Origin of the sequence: Micromonospora sagamiensis (assembly GCF_014680085.1) — a bacterium.
In the GTDB taxonomy this organism is placed as follows: Bacteria; Actinomycetota; Actinomycetes; order Mycobacteriales; family Micromonosporaceae; genus Micromonospora; species Micromonospora inyonensis.
The window spans coordinates 6,537,286-6,558,394 of sequence record NZ_AP023438.1 but is presented as its reverse complement, the minus strand read 5'-3'; the positions used below and the strand labels follow the sequence as shown (position 1 = coordinate 6,558,394).

Genomic DNA, 21,109 nt, shown 5'->3' with positions numbered 1-21,109 from the left:
AGACGCAGGTCAGGCGGGGGTCACGGCACCCGTGTGGGGGACGGGCGTCGGCCGGGGGTCACGCCACCCGGGCGGTCGCGCCGACGGGGGCGGGCGGTACGGCCTCCGGGTGCAGGATCGCGGCGATCGCCGCGACGCCGTCCACCAGCCGGGGACCGGGGCGCACCACGAGGGCGTCGGCGTCGACGGCCCACACCGTCGCCCCGGGGAAGCGGGAGGCGACCTGTTCCGCCTGTCGGGTAGCGCCGGTCAGGTCGAAGCCGCACGGCGCGACGAGCACGACCTCCGGTGCGGCGTCGGCCAGCCTCGCCCAGGTGGTCGGTGCCGACCGGGCCCCCGGGTGCGCGGTCACCGGTTCGCCCCCGGCGGCGGAGACGAGGTCGGGAATCCAGTGCCCGGCCGCGAACGGCGGGTCGACCCACTCCACCACCACGACCCGGGGGCGGGGCCGCCCGGCGACCGCTGCCGACACCGCCGCGAGCCGGTCGCGCAGCGCGGCCACCAGGGACGATGCCCGATCCGGTACGCCCGCCCGCTGCCCGACCGCGAGGATCGTGTCGAGCACGTCGTCCAGTGTGTACGGGTCCAGCGACAGCACGTCGGCGCGGCAGCCCAGGTGGTCCAGGGCGTCGGTGAGCTGCCCCGACGGGAGTGCGCAGACCCGGCACAGGTCCTGGGTGAGGATGAGGTCCGGGTCCAGCCCGGCCAGTGCGTCGGCGTGCAGGGTGTACAGGTCCGCTCCGGCCGCCCGTTGCGCCCGGACGTAGGCGTCGATCTCGCCCGGGCTCATGCCACGGGTGTCCCGGCCGCCCACCACCACGAGCTTGCCGGCCCGGTCGGCCGGGGGGACGTCGCACTCGAAGGTCACCCCGACCAGGTCGTCGCCGAGGCCGAGCGCGTAGACGATGTCCGTGGCCGAGGGGAGCAGGGAGACGAGGCGCATGAACGCCATCATGCCCGGTGCCGGGACGCCGTACGAGGTGTCGGCGGGTGCGCTGCGCGCCTCAGCTGGTGACGTGTGCGTTTCCACCGGTCAGGCGGACGGTGAAGCCGTCCGTCCCCCGGTGCATCGTCACGTGGTTGCAGGACTGGTGGGTGATCCACAGCCCGAGACCGCCGTTCGCACCGTTGCCGGTGGGCAGCAGACCGGCGAACGGGTCCTTCGGGCCGTCACCGCCGTCGTGGACGGTGACCACAATGCGGTCCGGCCCGCTCCAGAGCCGCAGCGCCACCGGTCGGCGTCCGTGCCGCAGCGCGTTGGTCACCGTCTCGCTCACCGCCACGACCAGGTCCTCGACGTCGTCGGGTGGCAGATGGCCCCGGTCGGCGTCGTACACCGCCGCGCGGGCCCGCGCCGGGCTCGGCTCGACCAGCTCCACCAGGGGCGGCGTGTACTGGATCGGATCGGGCAGCACCGGTCGGGGCTCGGTGAGATAGACCAGCGGATCGGTGTACGTCTCGCTCGGCAGGTGCCGGCCGTCGGGCAGCGCGACCCGCGGGTGGGTCCGCAGCACGTCCGCCAGCACCGGAGCCGGCGTGACCCGCCGGTCGTAGGCGCACATGCTCCACAGGGGGAACTCGTCGTAGGCATGGTTGATCGCCGACTCGTACCGGGCCCACCAGTCCCAGGTCGTGCCGAGGGCGGCCGGGGCCAGCTCACCGACGATCCGGATCTGCCCGGCTCCGGCGGCGACGTGCTCGGCCAGCAGCCGCCGGTACGACCGGATCGCGGCCGTCGGCCGGGCGTAGACGTCGCCGCCGGCGAGGAACTGCACCCCCGAGTCGGCCGGCAACGCCGACCGGACCAGTGCCGCGTGGCGCTCGCCGAAGGAGACCAGCGTCGGCTCGCCCGCCTCGACTCCGCCGAGCAGGAAGGGCAGCACCACGGCGAGCAGCTCCTCGTCGGAGTCGTAGCAGATCGCCTCGTGGAAGTAGCCGACGTGACCGGCGGCGGCACCTGTCCTCAACGGGTCACCTCGACGTCCAGCCCGGGAAGGTCGAGCAACTCGGCGACCCGGGCGGCGGCGGACCGGGAGGTTCGCAGGACGGCCACGGCGCCCCGCGCGCGGGCGTGGTCCCGCAGCTGGATCAGGTTGCGGTGGTCGATGAAGCGCAGGTCGGTCGCCTCCACCACCAGCCGACCGGCGGCCGGACGCGGGTCGGCGCGCTCGAGTGCGGCCCGGAACAGCTCGTGGTTCGAGGCGTCCAGTTCGCCGACGAGTGCCGCGTGACCGTCGCCCGGCGTCTCGGCGTAGAGCCGGAAGAGGACGTCGTCGGCGTTGTTGCCCGGATGCAGGCAGGCCAGTTCCCGGACGGCCTCGTCGCCCAACAGCCGCCGGTCGTAGGCGCACATGGCCGACATCGGTCGGACGCGCATGTACCGGTCGATGAGGTGTTCGTACCGGGCGAAGGCGTCCCGCTGCGCCGGGGTGCGCACCAGCGCGGTGGCGTCGGCGGCCACCCGCAGTCCGGTGTGGCCGGCGGCCAGGGCGTCCTCCGTCGCGGTCGCGTAGGCCCGCACCTGGTCGGCGGGGTCGACGATGTGGTCGTGGGCGTAGGCCGAGCCCAACGGGACGATCCGGGCGGCTTCCCGGCGGATGGCGTCCCGGATCAGGGGCTCCTCCCGCAGCTGGTCGGCGACCGGGTCCGGTTCGGACGTGACGTACCAGATCTGCTCCCCGAGGGCGAGGCCCTCCAGGAGGAAGGTCCGTGCCTGGGCGTGCAGGGCCGCGCGGTCGTCGTACCGCCAGCACACGTGCCGGTACGCCGCCTGCCGCGATCGACCGTTCACCCCGGACACCCCATGGCGACAGTGTAGGCCGGTTCGGAGGCGGGTCATCCTGCCGGGCGGATGCCGCCGGCAGCATCTCCGCCGGACCGGGGGTGGGCCCGTCCGGATCGCCGATTGACCCAATAATCGACGGATGTCATTGTCTGGACACATCCCCACCCAGGAGGCTCCATGAGAGGCAGAACGCTGACCGCAGCCCTGGCGCTCGCCGTCGCGACCGCGCTGACGGTGACGCCCGTCGCGTCGCCGGCCTCCCCGTCCGCGCCCACGCGGACGGTCGTCCCGGCTCCCGTCGTCACCCTCGCCGCCCCGGACATCGCGGTGGCCAACGTCCAGGCCCATCTGACCCAGTTCCAGACCATCGCCCAGCAGAACGGCGGCCACCGCCGGGCCGGGTCCGCCGGCTACACCGCCTCGGTCGCGTACGTCAGGGCCAAGCTCCAGGCGGCCGGCTACACGGTCACCGAGCAGGTCTGCACGACCTGCGTGTACCGCTCCAACAACCTGATCGCCGAGTGGCCGGCCGGTCCCACCGACCAGGTGGTGATGTTCGGCGCCCACCTCGACGGCGTGTCCGCCGGCCCCGGCATCAACGACAACGCCTCCGGCTCGTCCGTCCTGTTGGAGAACGCGCTGGTGCTCGCGCAGCAGCGGCCGACGATGACCAAGCGGGTCCGGTTCGCCTGGTGGACCGACGAGGAACAGGGGCTCAACGGCTCCGAGTTCTACGTCAACTCGCTCAGCGCCACCCAGCGCGGCCACATCAAGGGCTACTACAACTTCGACATGGTCGGCTCGCTGAACGCCGGCTACTTCATCAACCGGATCACCTCGACCACCGCCGCGCCGCTCAAGGCGTACTGGGACTCGCTCGGGCTCCAGCCGGAGGAGAACGTCGAGGGTCAGGGCCGCTCCGACGACTACCCGTTCCAGCAGGCCGGCATCCCCACCTCCGGCTACGCCGCCGGCGCGAGCGCCCGCAAGACCAGCACCCAGGCCGCCAAGTGGGGCGGCACCGCCGGTTCGTCGTACGACCCGTGCTACCACCGTTCCTGCGACACCACCAGCAACGTCAGCGCGACGGTGCTGAACCGCAACGCCGACGGGGTCGCGTACGCCATCTGGCAGCTCGCGGTGGGCAGCGGCACGCCCGGTCCCTGCACCGGCGGAGAGTCGGTCGGCAACGGCTCGTTCGAGAACGGCACCGCGCCGTGGACCGGCTCCACCGGCGTGATCACCAACTCCACCGGGCAGCCGGCGCGGACCGGCGCGTACAAGGCGTGGCTGAACGGGGACGGCACCACCCGGACCGAGACGCTGTCCCAGTCGGTCACCCTGCCGGCCGGGTGTACGAGCTACACCCTCACCTTCCACCTGCACATCGACACGGCCGAGACCACCAGCATCCGGGTCTACGACCGGCTCACCGTGCAGCTCGGCGGGGCCACGCTGGCCACGTACTCCAACCTGAACGCCGCCGCCGGCTACGTCGCCCGCACCTTCGACGTCGCCGCGTACGCCGGGCAGACGGTGACGCTCACCTTCACCGGCACCGAGGACGCCAGCCTCCAGACCAGCTTCGTCGTCGACGACGTGACCCTGCAGGCCAGCTGACCGAGTCGGGGTCTCCCGCCGTCGGGGCGGGAGACCCCCGCTCGTCGCACGACGCCCCGGCCGCCGGCGGTGCGGTCAGTGCTGCGCGGTCGCCGAGGGCGGGGCGCTGCCGCCCTGCGGGACCTCCGCCGTCATCAACCGGATGATCTCCTCGCGGTCGGCCGCCGACGGCAGCCCCCACTCCGGCCGGTAGCCGTGCACCTCGGCCAGGGGCGTGGAGGCGGTCCGGCCGTCGAGCATCTCCACCGCGTCGGTGGCGATCAGCCCCGGGTGTTCGACCCCGCACGCCTCGGCCACCTTCATCAGGTCGCGCCGCAGCGTCCGGATGTAGTTCGCCGCCCGGACCGACTTGAGCGTGGGGTCCAGCCCTCGTGCCAGCCAGGGGTTCTGGGTGGCGACGCCGGTCGGGCAGGTGTCGGTGTGGCACTTCTGGGCCTGGATACAGCCGATCGCCAGCATCGCCTCGCGGCCGACGTTGACCAGGTCGCAGCCGAGCGCGAAGGCCACGATCGCGTTGTCCGGCAACCCGAGCTTCCCCGCCCCGACGAAGACGACCTGCTCGTGCAGGCCCCGCTCGGCGAAGGTCCGGTAGACCCGGGCGAAGCCCTGCTGGAAGGGGAGCGAGACCGAGTCGGTGAAGATCAGGGGTGCCGCCCCGGTCCCGGCCTCGCCACCGTCGACGGTGACGAAGTCGACGCCCCGCCCGGTGTCCCGCATGAGGTCGGCCAGCTCCTCCCAGAAGGTGAGGTCACCGACGGCGGACTTGATCCCGACCGGCAGCCCGGTCTCGGCGGCGAGCAGCTCGACCCAGTCGAGGAGACTGTCGCAGTCGGAGAATTCGGCGTGCCGGGACGGGCTCACGCAGTCGCGGCCCGGCGGGATGCCCCGGGTCTCGGCGATCTCCGCCGACACCTTCGCCCCCGGCAGCAGCCCGCCGAGGCTGGGCTTCGCGCCCTGGCTGAGCTTGATCTCCAGCGCGCGTACCGGTGCGCCCGCCACCACCTCCCGGAGCCGGTCCAGGCTGAACCGGCCGTGCTCGTCCCGGCAGCCGAAGTAGGCGGTGCCGAGCTGGAAGACCAGCTCCCCGCCCCGGCGGTGGTACGGCGACAGCCCGCCCTCTCCGGTGTTCTGGAGGCAGCCGGCCAGCGCCGCGCCCCGGTTCAGTGCCTCGACGGCGTTGCCGGAGAGCGAGCCGAAGCTCATTCCGGAGATGTTCACCACCGAGTCGGGGCGGAAGGCCTTCGGCCGTCCCCGGGCCGCCCCGAGCACCTTCGCGCACGGCAGCCACACCTCGTGTCCGGCCGCCGGGGACGACGGTGGCACGGCCCGACCGAAGGTGCGGTGCTTGATGATCGGATACCCGGGGGTGTACTCGATGTCGTTGTCGGTGCCGAACCCGAAGTAGTTGTTCTCCTTCTTCGCCGACGCGTACACCCAGCGTCGCTGGTCGCGGGTGAAGGGTCGTTCCTCGTTGTTGCCCGCCACGATGTACTGGCGCAGCTCCGGCCCGATGGATTCGAGCAGGTACCGGGCGCGGCCCAGCACCGGAAAGTTGCGCAGCAGGGCGTGGTTGCGTTGGAGGAGGTCGTGTGCGGCGAGGGCCGCCAGCGCTGCTGCGGCGGCGGGTACGGCTCGACGTGCCCAGGTCATGCCGGTCACTCTTTCCGCGATCGGTCGCGCTCAAACTGGGCCGGATTCCCGTCCTCGTTCCGGCACGGCACACAGTCACCGCGTTAAATGTCGTACCCCGGTTGCAGCATGTCCCCATGGCTGTTCCCGCTCTGGCACCTGGCCACGACCGGCCCCGCTCGCTGCCGCTGCGCGAGGTCCGTACCCGGCTGACCCAAGTGGTCGCGATGGCCGAACTGACCGACACGGTCACTCTGGTCACCCGCGACGGCGACCCCCGACCCATCGCCGCGATCGTACCGGCGACCGCCGCCCGGAGTGCCGCCCAAGCCCGGGCCGACGCCGACCGGGTCGCGGCGGTCACCGCCGGCTGGGCCCGTCGCCTCGACGAGACGCACCGGCAGAGTGCCCGCCGGCACGCCGCCGAGCTGCGGGCGGTCACCGACGCGCTCGCCGAGGTGTGGGCCGAACTCGACCGGCGGGTCACGCCGGGCAGCGACCCGATGCTCGCCCGGCTCCGCGCCGCGCACGCCGACCTCCTGCGCGACTGATCACCGCTCCCGCCCGGGACGGGGGCGGCGGGTCCGCCGTGCCCGTCGGCCCGACCCGGTCCGTGGTGTGCGGTCCGGCCCGGAGGCGCACGGTGTGCGGTCCGGCCCGGAGGCGCGCGGTCCGATCGTGGCGCGATCTCCCGGCCGTGGCCTACGCGGGCCCGCGTGTGCCCGCGCGTGGCGTGCGGCTCCCTGCCGGAGCCTGCGGTCGGTCGTGGCGTGCGGTGGCCGCCTCGCGTTCGGTCCTGGCGTGCGGTCCGCGCGTGTGGTCCGGGCGTGCGGCCCTGGCGTGCGGTCCGGTAGTGCCTTCGGCGTGTCGTGGACGGGCAAGGGTGAGGCGTTCCGCTGCCTGTCGAGCTGCCCCGCTTGTGCTACCGCGCCCGCGGACCGGCGATCCCACCGGCGGCATCAAGAAGCTCGGCTGGAACGGCGACGCTCTGGCGTGTGGGCGTGTGGGCGTGTGGGCGCGTGGGCGCGTGGGCGCGTGGACGGGGCAGCTCGACACTGTCCGACCGCCAACTCTGTCCCCCCGCGGCCAGCCGTTCGCCCCGCCAACCGTTCGCCCCGCCAACTCCGTCCGCCCCCTGCCCTCTCCGTGCCCGGTCCACCAGGCCGGTCCGCCCGTCGGCTCTGCCCGCGTCGGCCCGGTCCGCCGGGCGGTGCTGGGCCCGCCGCGACGCCCCGTTCCGTGCAATGGGGTGAATCGCCGGGCGACCACGGGTGAAGTATTCATAACGGACTTAATGATCCACCAAATCGATTGACGTTCTTGCGCGGAGTTCTATTGCTCGGTAAGTTGTCTCGTCGTTGGATCCTGGGCTCCGTGCCGCGTTTTTTCCGGTTCGCGGATGTCCCGGTCTTCGACCCGGTCGGGACGTGTCCCCTGTCACAGAAAGTGGGATCTGTGAAGAGGAAGCACTCGGTCCCCGTGGTGCCCGGTGACGCCCACCACAGTCGTATCCGGTCGTGCCCGGATCCGCTGACCGGTAAGGAATGCGGACGTTCGGCCGGGCCGCCCGCGCCGGGATCCGTGACGGGTCGGGAGGTATTCCCGCTCCGTTGACCGGTGGCCGCTTCTCCGGCCGGTGTTCACGTCTCCGTCGATTCGTGGGCATACGCCTGCCCGGCCGCCGTCCGACTGTCCCTGTCGATTGCTGAGGTGACGTTCGTGCGCGACGTGGAATGCTGGTTGTCCGCAGGGGCCGATCCGGTGGAATTCCCCTATCCGGCGGTCACCAGCGAATATCTGCGGGTCGGTAAACACTTCGTCGACCGGGACGTCCTGCGCTGCCTCGACCGCGCCCGCGCGGCGCTGCCCATCGACCCGCGCCCCGGCGTGACGCGGTTGCGCCGCTTCCTCGACTGCGCCCTGGACAAGTGGGACGGCCGGTACGACTACCACACCTACCTGGCCCTTCCCGTGCTGTCGCTGGCCATCGAGGGGACCGGCGAGATCACCCCGGGCCGGGCCCGGCGGCACCGCGACCGGCGGTACCTGCACCTGTTGGCGGACCTGCTGCGGTTCGAGCTCGACGTCGAGGCGGGTCACACCGACGTGCTGCCCGGGCAGCGTCCGGACCGCGACCGGCTGACCAAACGATTGCGGCTGGCGGTCCGCGCCGCCCAGCCCGCCCTGGCCCGGCTCAGCCCGCTCACCACCATCACTGCCGCCGACCCGCTGGCCGCCGCAGCCGAGGTGTGCGCGGCTGTGGACGCCACCACCGCCGAACGGCGCGACCTGCGACTGTCCATGCTGCCGGTGTACGTGGTCCACGACGAGTACCTCTTCCTCCGGGTGCTCCAGTCGTACGAGACCACCTTCGCCCTGCTCGTCGTGCTGCTGCGCGCCGCTCGGGACGCGCTCGTCCGGGGCACCGCCGAGCCCGCCGCCGCGCACCTCGCCACGGCGACCGAGGCGCTGGCCGGCTCCGGGCTGCTGTTCTCCCTGCTGGCCACCATGCAGCCCGAGTCCTTCCGGACGTTCCGGGCGTACACCGAGGGTGCCAGCGCCATCCAGTCGCACAGTTACAAGCTGGTCGAGTCGCTCTGCCGTACGCCCGACCAGGAACGGCTGGACAGCGCGGCCTACCGGTCCACCCCGGAGGTCCGGCAGCGGGTCCTGGCCGGGCAACCGACCCTCGACCAGGCGTACCGGAGCGCGGTGGAGCGGGGCCTGCTCGACCCGGCCGAGCGCGCGCAGGTCGCCGACCGGATGCGCGCCTTCGCCGGGGCGCTGCTCACCTGGCGGCGCACACACCACCGACTGGCGGTGCGGATGCTCGGAGAGCGTTCCGGCACCGGCTACACCGAGGGCACGCCCTACCTGGCGGCCGTCCGCGCGGTGCCGGTCTTCCGGACGGTGGACGTCGCACCGGCCAGCGCGGAGGTCACCGCGCCGGCCGGCCCGACGTTCGCGTCACCGGTCGGCGAACCGTTCGGCGAAGGCCACCAGATCGCGACGTTCGATGGCGGCGGCCATCAGATCGGGAAAGGCGTCCGGCGTGCAGGCGAAGGCCGGTACCCCGAGGGCGGCCAGCGCGGCGGCGTTCTGCCGGTCGTACGCCGGGGCACCCTCGTCGGAGAGCGCCAGCAGGACGACCACCTGGACCCCGGCGGCGGTCATCTCCGCCACCCGGCGCAGCATCTGCTCCCGTACTCCGCCCTCGTAGAGGTCGCTGATCAGGACGAAGATGCTGTCCCGGGGACGGGTGATCAACTGCTGGCTGTAGCCGATCGCCCGGTTGATGTCGGTGCCCCCGCCCAACTGCGTGCCGAACAGCACCTCCACCGGGTCGCTGAGCTGGTCGGTGAGGTCCACGACCGCGGTGTCGAACACCACCAGTGAGGTCCGTAGCGACCGCATCGAGGCGAGCACCGCGGCGAACACCCCGGAGTAGACCACCGAGGCGGCCATCGACCCGGACTGGTCGACGCAGAGCACCACGTCCCGCTGCACCGCCGTGGTGCGCCGCCCGTACCCCACCAGCCGCTCGGGGATGATCGTGCGGTGCTCCTGCTGGTAGTGCTTGAGGTTGGCGCGGATGGTGCGGTCCCAGTCGATGTCGGCGTGCCGGGGACGGTTGATCCGGGTGGCCCGGTTCAGCGCCCCGGTCACCGCCGCCCTGGTCTGCTGGGCGATCCGCCGCTCCAGCTCCTCGACGACCCGGCGGACCACCTGCCGGGCCGCCTCCTTGGTCTGGTCCGGCATCACCCGGTTGAGGGAGAGCAGCGTGCCGACCAGGTGTACGTCCGGCTCGACCGCGGACAGCATCTCCGGCTCCAGCAGGAGTCGGGTGAGGTTGAGCCGCTCGATCGCGTCGGCCTGCATGACCTGCACGACCGTCGACGGGAAGTACTGGCGGATGTCGCCCAGCCAGCGGGCCACCCGGGGCGCGGAGCCGCCGAGCCCGGCCGAGCGCCGGGACGAGCCGCCGTCGCCGTCGGCGTCGTACAGGGCGGCCAGTGCCCCGTCCATCGCGGCGTCACCGCCGGAGAGACGGCCGCAGGCACCCTCGGCGGGCCCGCCCAGCACCATCCGCCAGCGGCGCAGCCGCTCCCGGTCCGCGTCCGCGTCCGACTGGGGGGAGGGCACGCCGCCCTGCGCGGCGGTGTCCGTGGAGGTGGTCAATGGATCTCCCGTCCGAGCAGGATGCCGAGCGTGGGCAGGACCGCCGTCGCCCGGTCGTGGTCGAGGCCGGCCGCCGGTGCCCGGTGCACCGGCTGGCCACGGTGGGCCACCCGGTCGCCGATGGACCGGCGCTCGCCGGCGGCGAAGCTGCCGAAGGTCCGCCGCAACAGTGGCAGGACCTCGGTGAACGAGTCGGCGGGGATGCCGGTCAGCCACTCGTCCACCAGGGACAGCAACGCGTCGTCGTGCACCAGCAGCAGCCCGCCACCGCCGAGGAAACCCTCCACCCAGGCGGCCCCGTCGGCCGGGGCGACCCCGGTGGTCAACGGCAGGCCCATCCGTCGGCGCACCTCGGCGCGCTCCAGCCGGCCCGCGTCGTGCAGCAGCCGGACCAGTCGGCCGGCGAGCAGGCCGTGCAGGTCCTCCCGGTCGGCGAGCGAGGCGAGGGTGTCCAGCCACGGCTCCCGCGCGCCCTCGTCGAGGAGGTTGACCGCCGCGTGCACCTCGTCGAGATGTCCGCGCAGTTCCCGGGCCGCCTGGTCGGCCAGGCCGACGACCGCGGCGGGCAGGCCGGCGCGGACCCGGGCCAGCAGCCCGGTGGTCACCTCGGCCAGTCCGCCCAGCTCGCTGCGTCGGACGTCGCCGTAGCGCAGCGTGCGGACCAGCGGCGGGATGGCCGCCATCAGGTGCGCCACGTCGGCGTCGAGGGCCGCCCGGGTGTCCAGCGACCGCAGCACCGGGGGGTAGGCGTCGGGCAGGTCCGCCAGCAGGCAGACCTCGACCAGGGCGGTGACCTCGGCGAGGCTGTCCGCGTCCCGGGCGGCGGTGGCCACCGCGCCGGTGGCCGCCGACACCACGGTGGTGCCGTACGCGCTGGCTTCGACCAGCCGCACCGCGAACTCCGGCTGCCAGCGCAGCCGCCACTGTTCCCGGAAGGTGCCGCTGCTCCGCCCGCGCCGGTCCGACTCGCCCCACGGCACGCCCAGCACCCGCAGGCGGTGCAGCAGTCGGCTGCGGGCCAGGTCGTTGTCGCGGCGCAGGTCGAGGTCGAGCGGGCGTTCCAGGGCCTCCGGCTTGAGCCGTAGGCTGCGCTGCTGCGTGGCGAGGTCGCGGGCCAGCGGCACCGCGGGCATGTCCTCGGGTACGCCGCCGAGCCGTTCGCCCACCACCAGCCGCCGACCGATCAGCTCCAGCCGCAGCGGGTCGCCCTCGCAGAGCACCGCCCCGCTGGCGTCGGTCAGCTCGGTCAGCCCGGCCAGCGGCCGGCCGCGCATTGTGGCCAGCGTCTCGGCCAGCCGGGCTGCCTCGATGACGTGCGCGGAGGAGGCGGGCACCCCCTCGTCGCGGAGCACCCCGGCGGCGGCGACCAGCCACCGGGCGACCACCTCGTTCTCCGAGGTGAACAGGTGGTGGTACCAGCCGGGGGAGCGGACCCCCGCCGCGTAGCCCTGCCAGGAGGCCAGCCGCCCGTACGTCCAGGGCACCCAGGTGAAGGTCACCTTCGCCTTCCGGCGTCCCTTGAGCAGGGCGGTGTCGGCGCTGGCCGGCACCTTACGGGTCAGCGCGGGCACGTGCCAGGCGCCGCAGACCACGGCGATGTTGTCGTGGCTGCGCCGCACCTGCCGCAGGACGGTGCGCATGTGCGCCTCGCGGAGCAGGTCGTCGGGATCGTCCGGCACCCCGTCGCGGATCGCGGCCATCGCCTCGGCGATCGCCGGGAACGCCGGGGCGCCCCGGTGCTCGACCACGTCCTCCCACCAGCGTTCCGGGTCGTCGTACCCGGCTGCGGCGGCGAGCTCCCCGATCGGGTCGACCGGACGGCGGGGCTGCGGGACGTCGGTGCCCGCCCCGGCCTCCGCCTCCGGAGCGTCGGTGCCCGCCCCGGCCTCCACCCCCGGGGCGTCGTCCGGCTCGGCGAGGCGGTAGGCGTACGGCAGGTCGAAGAAACGCACCGGCACGTCGTGCGCGACCGCCCAGCGGATCGCCTGCCACTCCGGCGAGAAGACGGCGAACGGCCAGAACCCGGCGCGGCGCGGGTCGTCGGTGGCGTACCCGAGCAGGGCGACCGGCGGCTCCAGCCGCTCGTCGGCCACCCAGCGCAGCAGCTCGTCCGCCTCCGGCGGACCCTCCACCAGCAGGATGTCGGGGCGTTGCTCGGCCAGGGCCGCCACCACCGCCCGAGCGGACCCCGGACCGTGGTGACGGATGCCGTAGAGCTGCTCAGGCATCGCGGGCGGCGCGGTAGAAGGGGCGCCACTCCTCGCGCTCGCGGACCACCGTCTCCAGGTACTCCCGCCACACCACGGCGTCGGAGACCGGGTCCTTGATGACCGCACCGACGATGCCGGCGGCCACGTCGCTCGGCCGCAGCACGCCGTCGCCGAAGTGCGCCGCCAGGGCCAGCCCGTTGGTGAGCACCGAGATCGCCTCGGCGGTGGAGAGGGTGCCGGTGGGGGACTTGAGTTTGGTCCGGCCGTCCTCGGTCAGCCCGGTCCGCAGTTCCCGGAAGATCGTCACGACCCGGCGGATCTCCTCGACGGCGGCCGGCACCTCCGGCAGGTCGAGCGAGCGGCCGAGCTGCGCCACCCGTCGGGTGACGATGTCCACCTCCTCCTCGGCGGAGGCCGGCACCGGCAGCACCACGGTGTTGAACCGGCGACGCAGCGCGCTGGACAGCTCGTTGACGCCCCGGTCCCGGTCGTTGGCGGTGGCGATGATGTTGAAACCGCGCTGGGCCTGCACCTCGCTGGTCAGCTCCGGCACCGGCAGGGTCTTCTCGGACAGGATGGTGATGAGCGTGTCCTGCACGTCGGACGGGACCCGGGTCAGCTCCTCGACCCGGGCGATCGCGCCGGTCTCCATCGCCCGCATCACCGGGCTCGGCACCAGGGCGGCCGGGGAGGGACCCTCGGCGAGCAGCCGGGCGTAGTTCCAGCCGTACCGGATCGCCTCCTCGGCGGTGCCTGCGGTGCCCTGCACCAGCAGCGTGGAGTCACCGCTGATCGCCGCGGCCAGGTGCTCGGAGACCCAGGTCTTCGCGGTGCCGGGCACCCCGAGCAGCAGCAGCGCGCGGTCGGTGGCCAGGGTCGACACCGCGATCTCCATCAGCCGGCGCGGCCCGACGTACTTCGGCGTGATCTTGGCGCCGTCGCCGAGCAGGTAGGTCACCACCGCCTGCGGGGAGAGCCGCCAGCCGGGCGGGCGGGGCCGGTCGTCGGTGGCGGCCAGCTCGGCCAGCTCGTCGGCGTACTGCTGCTCGGCGTGCGGACGTAGCGCGGTCATCGGAACTCCTTGTGCATGTCGGAACGGAAGGCGAGGACGGCGGCCAGCTGCCCGACGGCACGGACCCGGCTGGGATCGACGCCGTCCCGGGCGAGCTCGTCGGTGAGGCGGTGGAACCGGTCGGCCAGGGCGGGCGTCGCGGCGGTGCCGGCCATCCGGCAGAGTTCGGAGAGGTACCAGCCGTTCTGCCCGTTGGTGCGGGACCAGACCCCGACGGCGTCGGCGACCGCGCCGGAGAGTTCGGGGGACCAGTCGTGGGAGAGCATGCCCAGCAGGCGGGTCGCCCGGCCCGAATCGGTGCGCAGGGCGTCGGCGACCAGATCACCGAGACGGTCGGCGGGCAGCACCTCGTGGAGCTGCCAGAGCAGGTGGTCCGGCAGCCTGTCCCGGCGTTGCCGGCCGGCCTGCCGGGAGACGGTGACCAGGGCGTCGGCCCAGTCGGCGGCCCGCTCCTCGGCGGCGGCCCGGGCCCAGCCCCGGTACAGCACCGGACCCCAGTCGTCGGCGGCGGCCAGCGCCACGACCTCGGCCGGAGTCCGGGCGAACGCGGTGGTCCAGGCGGCCAGGGGGGTGCCGGCGACCACCTCTTCGAGCAGCCAGGCTCCCACTCCCGTCCCGCGTGGCGGCTGCGGGTCCACCCCGTCCCGCCGCATCGCCGGGTCGCATTCGCGCGGTGGGTCGACCGTCAGCTCCGTCCCGCCCGGGGCGAGGCGGATGCAGGCCGTGGCCCGCTCGGCCATCCGTCGACGCAGCCCGGACCCGGGCAGCTGGCGCAGCAGGGCGACGGCGGCCTGGCGGACCTCCTTGCGCCGGTCGTCCAGCACACCGTCGAGGAAGGCGTCGTCGGCGGGGGAGAGCCCCACCTCGAGTGCCTCGACGAACCGGGCCCGGTCGGGGGCGCTCTCCGCGGCGAACCCGGCCGCCAGCAGCTCGCGGGCCGCGTCCGGGTCGCGCGACCGCAGGCGGGTCAGGTACGTGAGCCGCTGACCGGCGGTGCCGGTCTCCCAGTCGTCGCTGCCGACCTGCCCGGCCGTCGGGACGGTGTGGTCGAGGGCCTGGTAGAGCAGGTAGCCCCACTCGGAGCACAGACCGGCCAGCCACCGTCCCCGGCGGCCACCGAGCCGGTTGAGCCGGGGGCGCAGCGCCCGGTGACGTCGGCCGACGTCCAGCAACGCCGGCAGCGTGTCGGCCGGGACCAGCCCGCCGTGCCGGTCGGCCAGGCGTAGCCACTCGTCGAGCAGTTCCTGCTGGATCTGGCTGCCGCCGGGCGCACCCCCGTCGGTGAGCAGCGTGCGCAGCCGGACGGTCGCCGCGGTGGGCAGGGGCGGGGCCGACTCGGCGGGCGCGGCGGGCACCGGTCCGAGCCCGGTCGACGGGGTGATCCCGGCCCGCCGGTACGTCAGGGCCACCGCCGCGGCCTCCAGTACGCCGGCCGCGCCCTCCCCGCCCGCGCCGAGGGGCTGGCCGGCCACCGCCACGGCACCGTCCCAGGGGCGGCGGGCGGTGCCGACCAGCGCGGCGGAGAGCAGTTCGGTGGGGAGTTCGGCAGTGTGCCCGTCCGGGCCGACCGGTGCGCCCGCCGGAGCGGTCAGGTAGCGCCCGTCCGACCAGGCGGCCAGCGGCCGCAGTCCGGCCGGGCCGAGCTCGGCGGCGAGATCGACCGGCTGGCCGCCGGCCCCGGCGAGCAGCCACCACGGCTGGTCGTGCCCGACGAGCAGCGGCAACGCGTCCCCGGCCTGGTCGACCAGGTGACCCTCCCGGGTGGGCACGACCCCGGCGAGCAGCACCGGCACGGACTCCCGCCAGGGGTCGGCGGCGAGCCCGGCCGAGTATTCGGCCAGGGCGGTGCGGATGTCGACCGCACCGGTCGGGGCGGTCAGCGGCACCGGGGCGCCGTGCCGGGTGGACACCAGCGCCCGCAGCGGCCGGGAGCCCGGGTAGAAGCACAGGTCCGCGTCGACCTCGGTGCCGGGCACCAGGTCGGCGGGGAACGTCTGCCCGGGTGCGGCGAACGCCAGCACCAGCGCGAACCGGCCGGTGCCCGCCCCGCGTAGCCAGATCCGGCGGGTGGTCACCTTGTCGTCGGCGGAGTCGACCTGCCCGAGAACCTGCCACCGGTCCCGCACCGGCGGGGTGGCCAGCACCTCGTCGGTGGCGACCGGGTAGCCGACCCGGGACCGGACGGTGGCCGCCAGGTCGTCCGGGAGCGCGTCGAGCCGGTCGTGGGCGGTGACCAGCAGCCGGATCAGGCCGAGCTCACCGAGGAGACGGTCGGCCCAGTGCGCGCCGATGCCGGCCGTGCGACCCGCCCGGCGCAGCGTGCCGGCCACCGTCGGGGCCTGCGCGTCGACCAGCCGCGCGGCCACCGTCTCGAACGGCGCCGGTCCGGCCTGCTCGGCCCCGGCGAGCCCCTGGTCCACCTGGTCGTCCAGCCACCGCCGCAGTTCGTCCAGGCCGGCGGCCACCCGGGCGGCGCGCTGCTCGACCCGCTTGGCGGCGGCGGCCGGGTCCGCCGGGCCGGTGGTGGCCGGCGGTTTCGCGGCGCGTTTCGCCCGTCCGGCCTGCCACTCGACGACCCAGTCCGGGGCCTCGGCGTCGCCGGCTCCGGACTCGGCCCAGAGCAGCAGCAGCCCCAGGGCGTGTTTGCAGGGGAACTTGCGGCTCGGGCAGGAGCAGCGGTACGCGGGCCCGGACAGGTCGACGCAGACCTGGTACGGGTTCTTCCCACTGCCCTTGCACAGCCCCCAGAGCACCTCGCCGGTCAGCCCGGAGGCCGACCACTTGGCGGCACCGCTGACACTGCGGGCGGTGCGGGCGGCGGCGGCGTCGGGCGCGACGGCGAGGACCTGCGCGGTGGACCAACGATCAACTGGCACCGGCGCACTGTAGGAGACCTGTACGACACGACCGCCGCCGGCACCCGTCGGCGACGGCGGCGGTGGCGCAGGGCGATCGGGCGGTGACCCGCAGGTGAGGGCCGGTTCGGCCGGTCCGGCGGGGCCCGGTCGGTGCCGGGCGGCACGCGAAGCATCCTCTAGTCTCCTTAGGTCGGACCCGAGACCAGGGGAGGCGACCGTGTCGCACAGTGACGCCGTAACGCGGACCGGCTCCGCGCCGTCCGGAGTGGACACGTCGGTGCCGCACTCCGCCCGGATCTACGACTGGTGGCTCGGCGGCAAGGACAACTTCGCCGTGGACCGGGCCACCGGCGCGGCGATGCTGGAGGCGATCCCCACCCTGCGGATGATGGCCGCCGAGAACCGCCGCTTCGTCCACCGGATGGCCCGCTACCTGGTCACCCACGCCGGTGTCCGGCAGTTCCTCGACGTCGGCACCGGCATTCCCACCCGTCCCAACCTGCACGAGGTCGCCCAGGCCGTCGCCCCGGAGACCCGCGTGGTGTACGTCGACAACGACCCGATCGTGCTGGCGCACGCCCGGGCGCTGATGATCAGCAGCCCGCAGGGGCGCAGCGAGTACATCCACGCCGATCTGCGCCACCCGGAGCGCATCCTGGAGGAGGTGTCCCGACGCGACACCCTCGACCTGACGAAGCCGGTGGCGCTCACCCTGATCGCGATCCTGATGCTGCTCGGCGACGCCGACGACCCGATCGGTCGGGTCCGTGCGCTCACCGACGCGCTGCCGTCGGGCAGCTACCTGGCGATCACCCACCCGACGCCGGACTTCAACCCGGAGGCGGTCGACGCGGCGGTGGCCGCCGCGACCGGCAACGGGATGACCCTGGTGCCGCGTACCCGGGCCGAGGTCGCGCGGTTCTTCGACGGATGGGAACTGGTCGAGCCGGGCATCGTGCCGGTGCCGGCGTGGCGGCCCGACGGGGCGGCGCCGACCGACCCCGAGGCGGTCTACTACTGGGCCGGGGTCGCCCGCAAGCCCTGACCGTGCGCCCGGCCGGGCGCAGGCCACCGACAGGTGGGATGGCGGTCACACGAAACTACGTTGCAGTCTCTGCAAGTTTGCTCGTACCGTCTTCGCCGTGACCATCACGGAGGGGCGTCGTGACCGTCGGAAACGACAGACCCGGGCGACGCTGAGCCTGACCGCGTTGCGCATGGTCGCCGAACACGGCCTCGACCACGTCACCGTGGACGAGATCAGCGAGGCCGCCGGCGTCTCGCCGCGCACCTTCTTCAACTACTTCACCTGCAAGGACGCGGCGGTCATCGGCGACGTGATGGTCGACGAGGAACGGCTCGTGGCGCGGCTGACCGCCGTCCCCGCCGACCTGCCGGTGGTGGCGGTCCTGCGGGCCGCCTTCGCCGAGCTGGTCGAGGACGTCCAAGCCGACCGGGACCTGTGGTGCCTGCGCATGCAGGTCGTCGAACGGAACCCGGCGCTGCTGTCCCGCCTGGTCACCATCGGGGTGCGGAACGAGCGGACGATCACCGCGGCGATCGCCGCCCGGCTCGGCCTTCCCGACGACCATCCCTACCCGTCGCTCGTCGCCGCCGTCACCGGGGCCGCCCTGCGGGCCTGCCTGGGCCAGTGGGCCCGTGGCGACGGCGCGCGTCCCCTCACCACCCTCGTCGACGAGGCGTTCGCCGCCCTCGCCGCCGGCCTTCCGGAACCGCGCCGCCCGTGACCCACCGCTTCCCCCGGCGTTGTCCGACCCGGGGAGACTCTCCCACAACCAGAGTGAGGAAAACTCCATGACCGCTTCCGCCCCGCCAGCCGGCGTCGCCGACGCCGTCGCCGGGCGTATGTCCCGCCGTGAGGTGCTCCAGGCTCTCTCCGGCCTGATGGTCGGCCTCTTCGTGTCGATCCTCGCTTCCACGGTCGTGGCCAACGCGCTGCCCCGGATCATCGCGGATCTCCACGGCAGCCAGACGGTCTACACCTGGATCGTCACCACCGAGCTGCTCGCCATGACGGCGACCGTGCCGCTCTGGGGCAAGATGGCCGACCTCTACAGCCGCAAGCTGCTGATCCAGCTCTCGCTGGGGCTGTTCGTGGCGGGCTCGCTGATCGCCGGTCTCACCCCGAACGTGGAGATCCTGCTGGTCAGCCGGATCGTCCAGGGCGTCGGCGCCGGTGGGATGACCGCGCTGGCCACGATCGTCATGGCGGCGATGATCCCGCCCCGGGAGATGGGCCGCTACGCCGGCATCTTCGGCGCGGTCTTCGGCGTCGGCACCATCGCGGGCCCGCTGATCGGTGGCGTGCTGGTGGACACCTCCTGGCTGGGCTGGCGCTGGTGCTTCCTGATCGGGGTGCCGTTCAGCATCCTGTCGATCGTCCTGCTCCAGCGGACGCTGCACCTGCCGGTGGTCCGGCGTGAGGTCCGCATCGACTGGGCCGGCGCGTTCCTGATCACCACCGGTGTCTCCACCCTGCTGGTCTGGTCCTCGCTGGCCGGTCACAAGTTCGCCTGGGCGTCCGGCTGGACCGCGCTGATGGTGATCAGCGGGCTGGTGCTGCTCGCGGCGGCGGTCTGGGTGGAGTCCCGGGCCTCCGAGCCGATCATCCCGCTGGACCTCTTCCGCAACCGGACCGTCGCGCTCACCACCGTGGCGAGCGTGCTGGTCGGTGTGGCGATGTTCGGCGGCACGGTCTTCCTGTCGCAGTACTTCCAGATCTCGCTGGGCAAGTCCCCCACGGTCGCGGGTCTGATGAGCCTGCCGATGATCTTCGGTCTGCTGGTGTCGTCGACGGTCGCCGGACAGCTCATCACCAAGTACGGCCGGTGGAAGGGTTACCTGGTGGGCGGGGGCACCACGATGACCATCGGGATGCTGCTGCTCGGCACCATCGACGCGCACACCAACATCCTGCTGCTGTCGGTCTTCATGGCGGTGCTCGGCATCGGTGTCGGCATGCTCATGCAGAACCTGGTGCTGGCCGCGCAGAACGACGTGCCCGCGCACGAACTCGGTGCCGCCACCTCCGCGCTGACCTTCTTCCGCAGCATGGGTGGGGCGATCGGGGTGAGCGCCCTCGGCGCCGTCCTGGCGAGCCGGATCACCACCCTGATGACCGAGAAGCTCGGCCCGCTCGCCGCTGGCGGTGCCGACGGCGGGGGCCAGGAGGTGCCGGACATGTCCGCCCTACCCGGCCCGGTCCGGCAGATCGTGCAGGAGGTCTACGGCACCGCCACCGCCGAGCTGTTCCTGGTCGGCGCGCCGATCGCGCTGCTCGCGCTGGTCGCCGTGCTGTTCATCAAGGAGAAGCCGCTGCACAACCTCAGCGGTGACGAGCGGCGCGTCCAGGAGGAGGCGGCCGGGCTCAAGTCCCTGCACTGACCGGGTTGCCGCCGGAGGGCGGTCAGCGTGCTGACCGCCCTCCGGGCCGCCGGCCGTCGCGCAGCCGCCGGGGCGACCCGCCCGCGGCGTCCAGTACGGCCCGGTCGGCGGCGGCGGTGCCGGAGGACCAGCCCTCGGCGTCCCGGACGGTCAGCCGGCCCCGGGTGACGCCGGGGAAGAGCGCCTCCGCCCGCTGCCGGACCGCGTCGGAGCGGCTGGCCAGCACCGGCAGCAGGCGGTCACCGCCGTCGGCCCGCGCCGCCTCCCGGCTGGTGCGTTCGGTGGCCGCCCGCAGCCGTTCCCCGATCCGCAGCGCGTACGCCTGGAGGAACGACTCGTCGTACTCGCGGGTGCGCCGGCTGCTCGTCGCCCGCCGCTCGGCCCGGCCGCGCAGCATCGCCGAGGTCGCCTGCACCAGCAGCGAGGTGTAGAGCACCTCCACCGCGTCGAGGTCGGCCGGGAAGCCCAGCACGGTGCTGAAGCCGAGGTCGTCGGACCAGACCGCCTCGCACCGGTTCGCCGCGGCCACCTCCTGCACCAGCAGTGCCTTCGCCCCCGCGTACGGCGGGTCGGTGCCGAGCCGGACACCGCCCGGCTGGTCGGCCGGCCCGGTGTCGAGCAGTACCCGGTCGATGCTGTGCCGGGCCATCAGCTCCTGGGCCTTCGCGGTCAGCGCCTCCGCCTCGGCCGGGAAGCCGGTCGACTCCGCCTTGGCCAGCAGGGCACGGACCCGGTCGAGCATCCGCGACCCGCGGGGCCCCGGCCCGGCGGTGACCTGGCCTGCGCCGGGCGGCGGGCGCAGCACCGCGACCGGCGGCAGCCCGTCGAGCACCGCCAGCACCTCGACCGCCTCACGCAGCGCGGTCACCCGGTCCAGCCGTTCCCGGGCCATCCAGTCGGCCAGGTGACGGCCGTCGTCGTCCCACCACACCCGGGCGTCCAGGGCGGCGAGCTGCTCGTCCCACCAGGCCGGCGCGGTGGCGTGGCCGCGCCGGTCGGCGGCGAGCACGTCGGTCAGCAGCCGGGCCGGTCGGGCGCCCGCGCGCCGGGCCACGATCCGGGCCACGTCGACCGGCTGCCATCCCCGGGGCCAGAGCCGCCCCACGGCCCGCACCAACCGGGCGACGAGGGCCGCGTCCACCACCGCCGGGTCGCCCACCACCAGCCGGTCGAGCTGCCGCTCCGCGAGGCGTACGTCGGTGCCCCGCGCGGCCGTGAGCGCGTCGCCGATCAGCGCGTCGACGTCCGACACCGCGGGCTCCCTCCGGTACGACCACTTCCGGTCGGCCGGGCCGGCCGTCCCCCCGACACGCTACTGTCGCCCACCAGCCCCACCTGCGGGCGGGCCCTG

14 protein-coding genes and 1 pseudogene are annotated in these 21,109 nt (G+C 74.0%); 6 read left to right on the top strand and 9 right to left on the bottom strand.

Translation table 11 applies throughout. The annotated features are described in order from the left end of the window. Positions 1-58: 58 nt before the first annotated feature. The 3 genes from IGA62_RS28150 to IGA62_RS28140 all read right to left on the bottom strand — a co-directional run bounded on the left by IGA62_RS28150 (position 59) and on the right by IGA62_RS28140 (position 2,791). Entirely contained in the window at positions 59-943 is an 885-nt protein-coding gene (locus IGA62_RS28150; protein ID WP_186500270.1) for an ABC transporter substrate-binding protein, read from the bottom strand. A 61-nt stretch (positions 944-1,004) separates the two neighbouring features. Next, positions 1,005-1,967 carry a sensor histidine kinase gene (locus IGA62_RS28145; RefSeq protein WP_145817782.1) on the bottom strand — a complete coding sequence of 321 codons (963 nt, stop codon included), beginning with the start codon at positions 1,965-1,967 and terminating at the stop codon, positions 1,005-1,007. After that, complete coding sequence (locus IGA62_RS28140) at positions 1,964-2,791, bottom strand: MEDS domain-containing protein (protein WP_232624804.1); 828 nt, start codon at positions 2,789-2,791, stop codon at positions 1,964-1,966. Before IGA62_RS28140 ends, IGA62_RS28145 begins: the two co-directional genes overlap by 4 nt. A 171-nt stretch (positions 2,792-2,962) precedes the next feature. On the opposite strand from IGA62_RS28140, the gene IGA62_RS28135 reads away from it, so the two are divergent. Continuing rightward, positions 2,963-4,405, top strand: a complete 1,443-nt coding sequence (locus IGA62_RS28135) for a M28 family peptidase (RefSeq protein ID WP_145817785.1) — start codon at positions 2,963-2,965, stop codon at positions 4,403-4,405. Between the two features lie 75 nt (positions 4,406-4,480). Here the strand turns inward: IGA62_RS28135 and IGA62_RS28130 are convergent, their stop codons facing one another. Continuing rightward, a complete protein-coding gene (locus IGA62_RS28130; protein WP_145817787.1) occupies positions 4,481-6,055 on the bottom strand; it encodes an FMN-binding glutamate synthase family protein in 1,575 nt (524 codons plus the stop codon). Between the two features lie 116 nt (positions 6,056-6,171). Here IGA62_RS28130 and IGA62_RS28125 point away from each other — a divergent pair, with 116 nt between their 5' ends. Together IGA62_RS28125 and IGA62_RS30410 are read left to right on the top strand one after the other, a co-directional pair. Then, entirely contained in the window at positions 6,172-6,585 is a 414-nt protein-coding gene (locus tag IGA62_RS28125) for a type II toxin-antitoxin system Phd/YefM family antitoxin (RefSeq protein ID WP_145817790.1), read from the top strand. A gap of 1,750 nt (positions 6,586-8,335) precedes the next feature. Then, a pseudogene (locus IGA62_RS30410) lies at positions 8,336-8,647 on the top strand (tryptophan 2,3-dioxygenase family protein); the annotation flags it as partial. 354 nt (positions 8,648-9,001) lie between these two features. Here IGA62_RS30410 and IGA62_RS28115 read toward each other — a convergent pair. The 4 genes from IGA62_RS28115 to IGA62_RS28100 are packed head-to-tail and all read right to left on the bottom strand — an operon-like array spanning position 9,002 to position 16,371. Further along, the gene (locus IGA62_RS28115; RefSeq protein WP_232624803.1) at positions 9,002-10,213 is read right to left on the bottom strand and encodes a VWA domain-containing protein; all 1,212 of its coding nucleotides are present in this window, start codon (positions 10,211-10,213) and stop codon (positions 9,002-9,004) included. Next, a complete protein-coding gene (locus tag IGA62_RS28110; protein WP_145817792.1) occupies positions 10,210-12,441 on the bottom strand; it encodes a DUF5682 family protein in 2,232 nt (743 codons plus the stop codon). The genes IGA62_RS28115 and IGA62_RS28110 overlap by 4 nt, the downstream gene beginning before the upstream one ends. Continuing rightward, positions 12,434-13,495, bottom strand: coding sequence for an ATP-binding protein (locus IGA62_RS28105; protein WP_145817794.1), 1,062 nt, complete (start codon positions 13,493-13,495; stop codon positions 12,434-12,436). The genes IGA62_RS28110 and IGA62_RS28105 overlap by 8 nt, the downstream gene beginning before the upstream one ends. Beyond that, a complete protein-coding gene (locus tag IGA62_RS28100) occupies positions 13,492-16,371 on the bottom strand; it encodes an SWIM zinc finger family protein (protein WP_145817796.1) in 2,880 nt (959 codons plus the stop codon). The genes IGA62_RS28105 and IGA62_RS28100 overlap by 4 nt, the downstream gene beginning before the upstream one ends. A gap of 199 nt (positions 16,372-16,570) precedes the next feature. Here IGA62_RS28100 and IGA62_RS28095 point away from each other — a divergent pair, with 199 nt between their 5' ends. The 3 genes from IGA62_RS28095 (at position 16,571) to IGA62_RS28085 (ending at position 19,758) form a co-directional block, all read left to right on the top strand. Beyond that, entirely contained in the window at positions 16,571-17,398 is an 828-nt protein-coding gene (locus IGA62_RS28095; protein ID WP_145817798.1) for an SAM-dependent methyltransferase, read from the top strand. 97 nt (positions 17,399-17,495) lie between these two features. Continuing rightward, complete coding sequence (locus IGA62_RS28090; protein WP_232624802.1) at positions 17,496-18,101, top strand: acyl-CoA-like ligand-binding transcription factor; 606 nt, start codon at positions 17,496-17,498, stop codon at positions 18,099-18,101. Between the two features lie 67 nt (positions 18,102-18,168). Next, positions 18,169-19,758 (top strand): MDR family MFS transporter, encoded by a 1,590-nt coding sequence (locus tag IGA62_RS28085; protein ID WP_145817800.1) that lies wholly within the window; start codon positions 18,169-18,171, stop codon positions 19,756-19,758. A gap of 22 nt (positions 19,759-19,780) precedes the next feature. Here IGA62_RS28085 and IGA62_RS28080 read toward each other — a convergent pair whose 3' ends face one another. Further along, positions 19,781-21,010, bottom strand: a complete 1,230-nt coding sequence (locus IGA62_RS28080) for a DUF2786 domain-containing protein (protein WP_145817802.1) — start codon at positions 21,008-21,010, stop codon at positions 19,781-19,783. Positions 21,011-21,109: the final 99 nt, after the last annotated feature.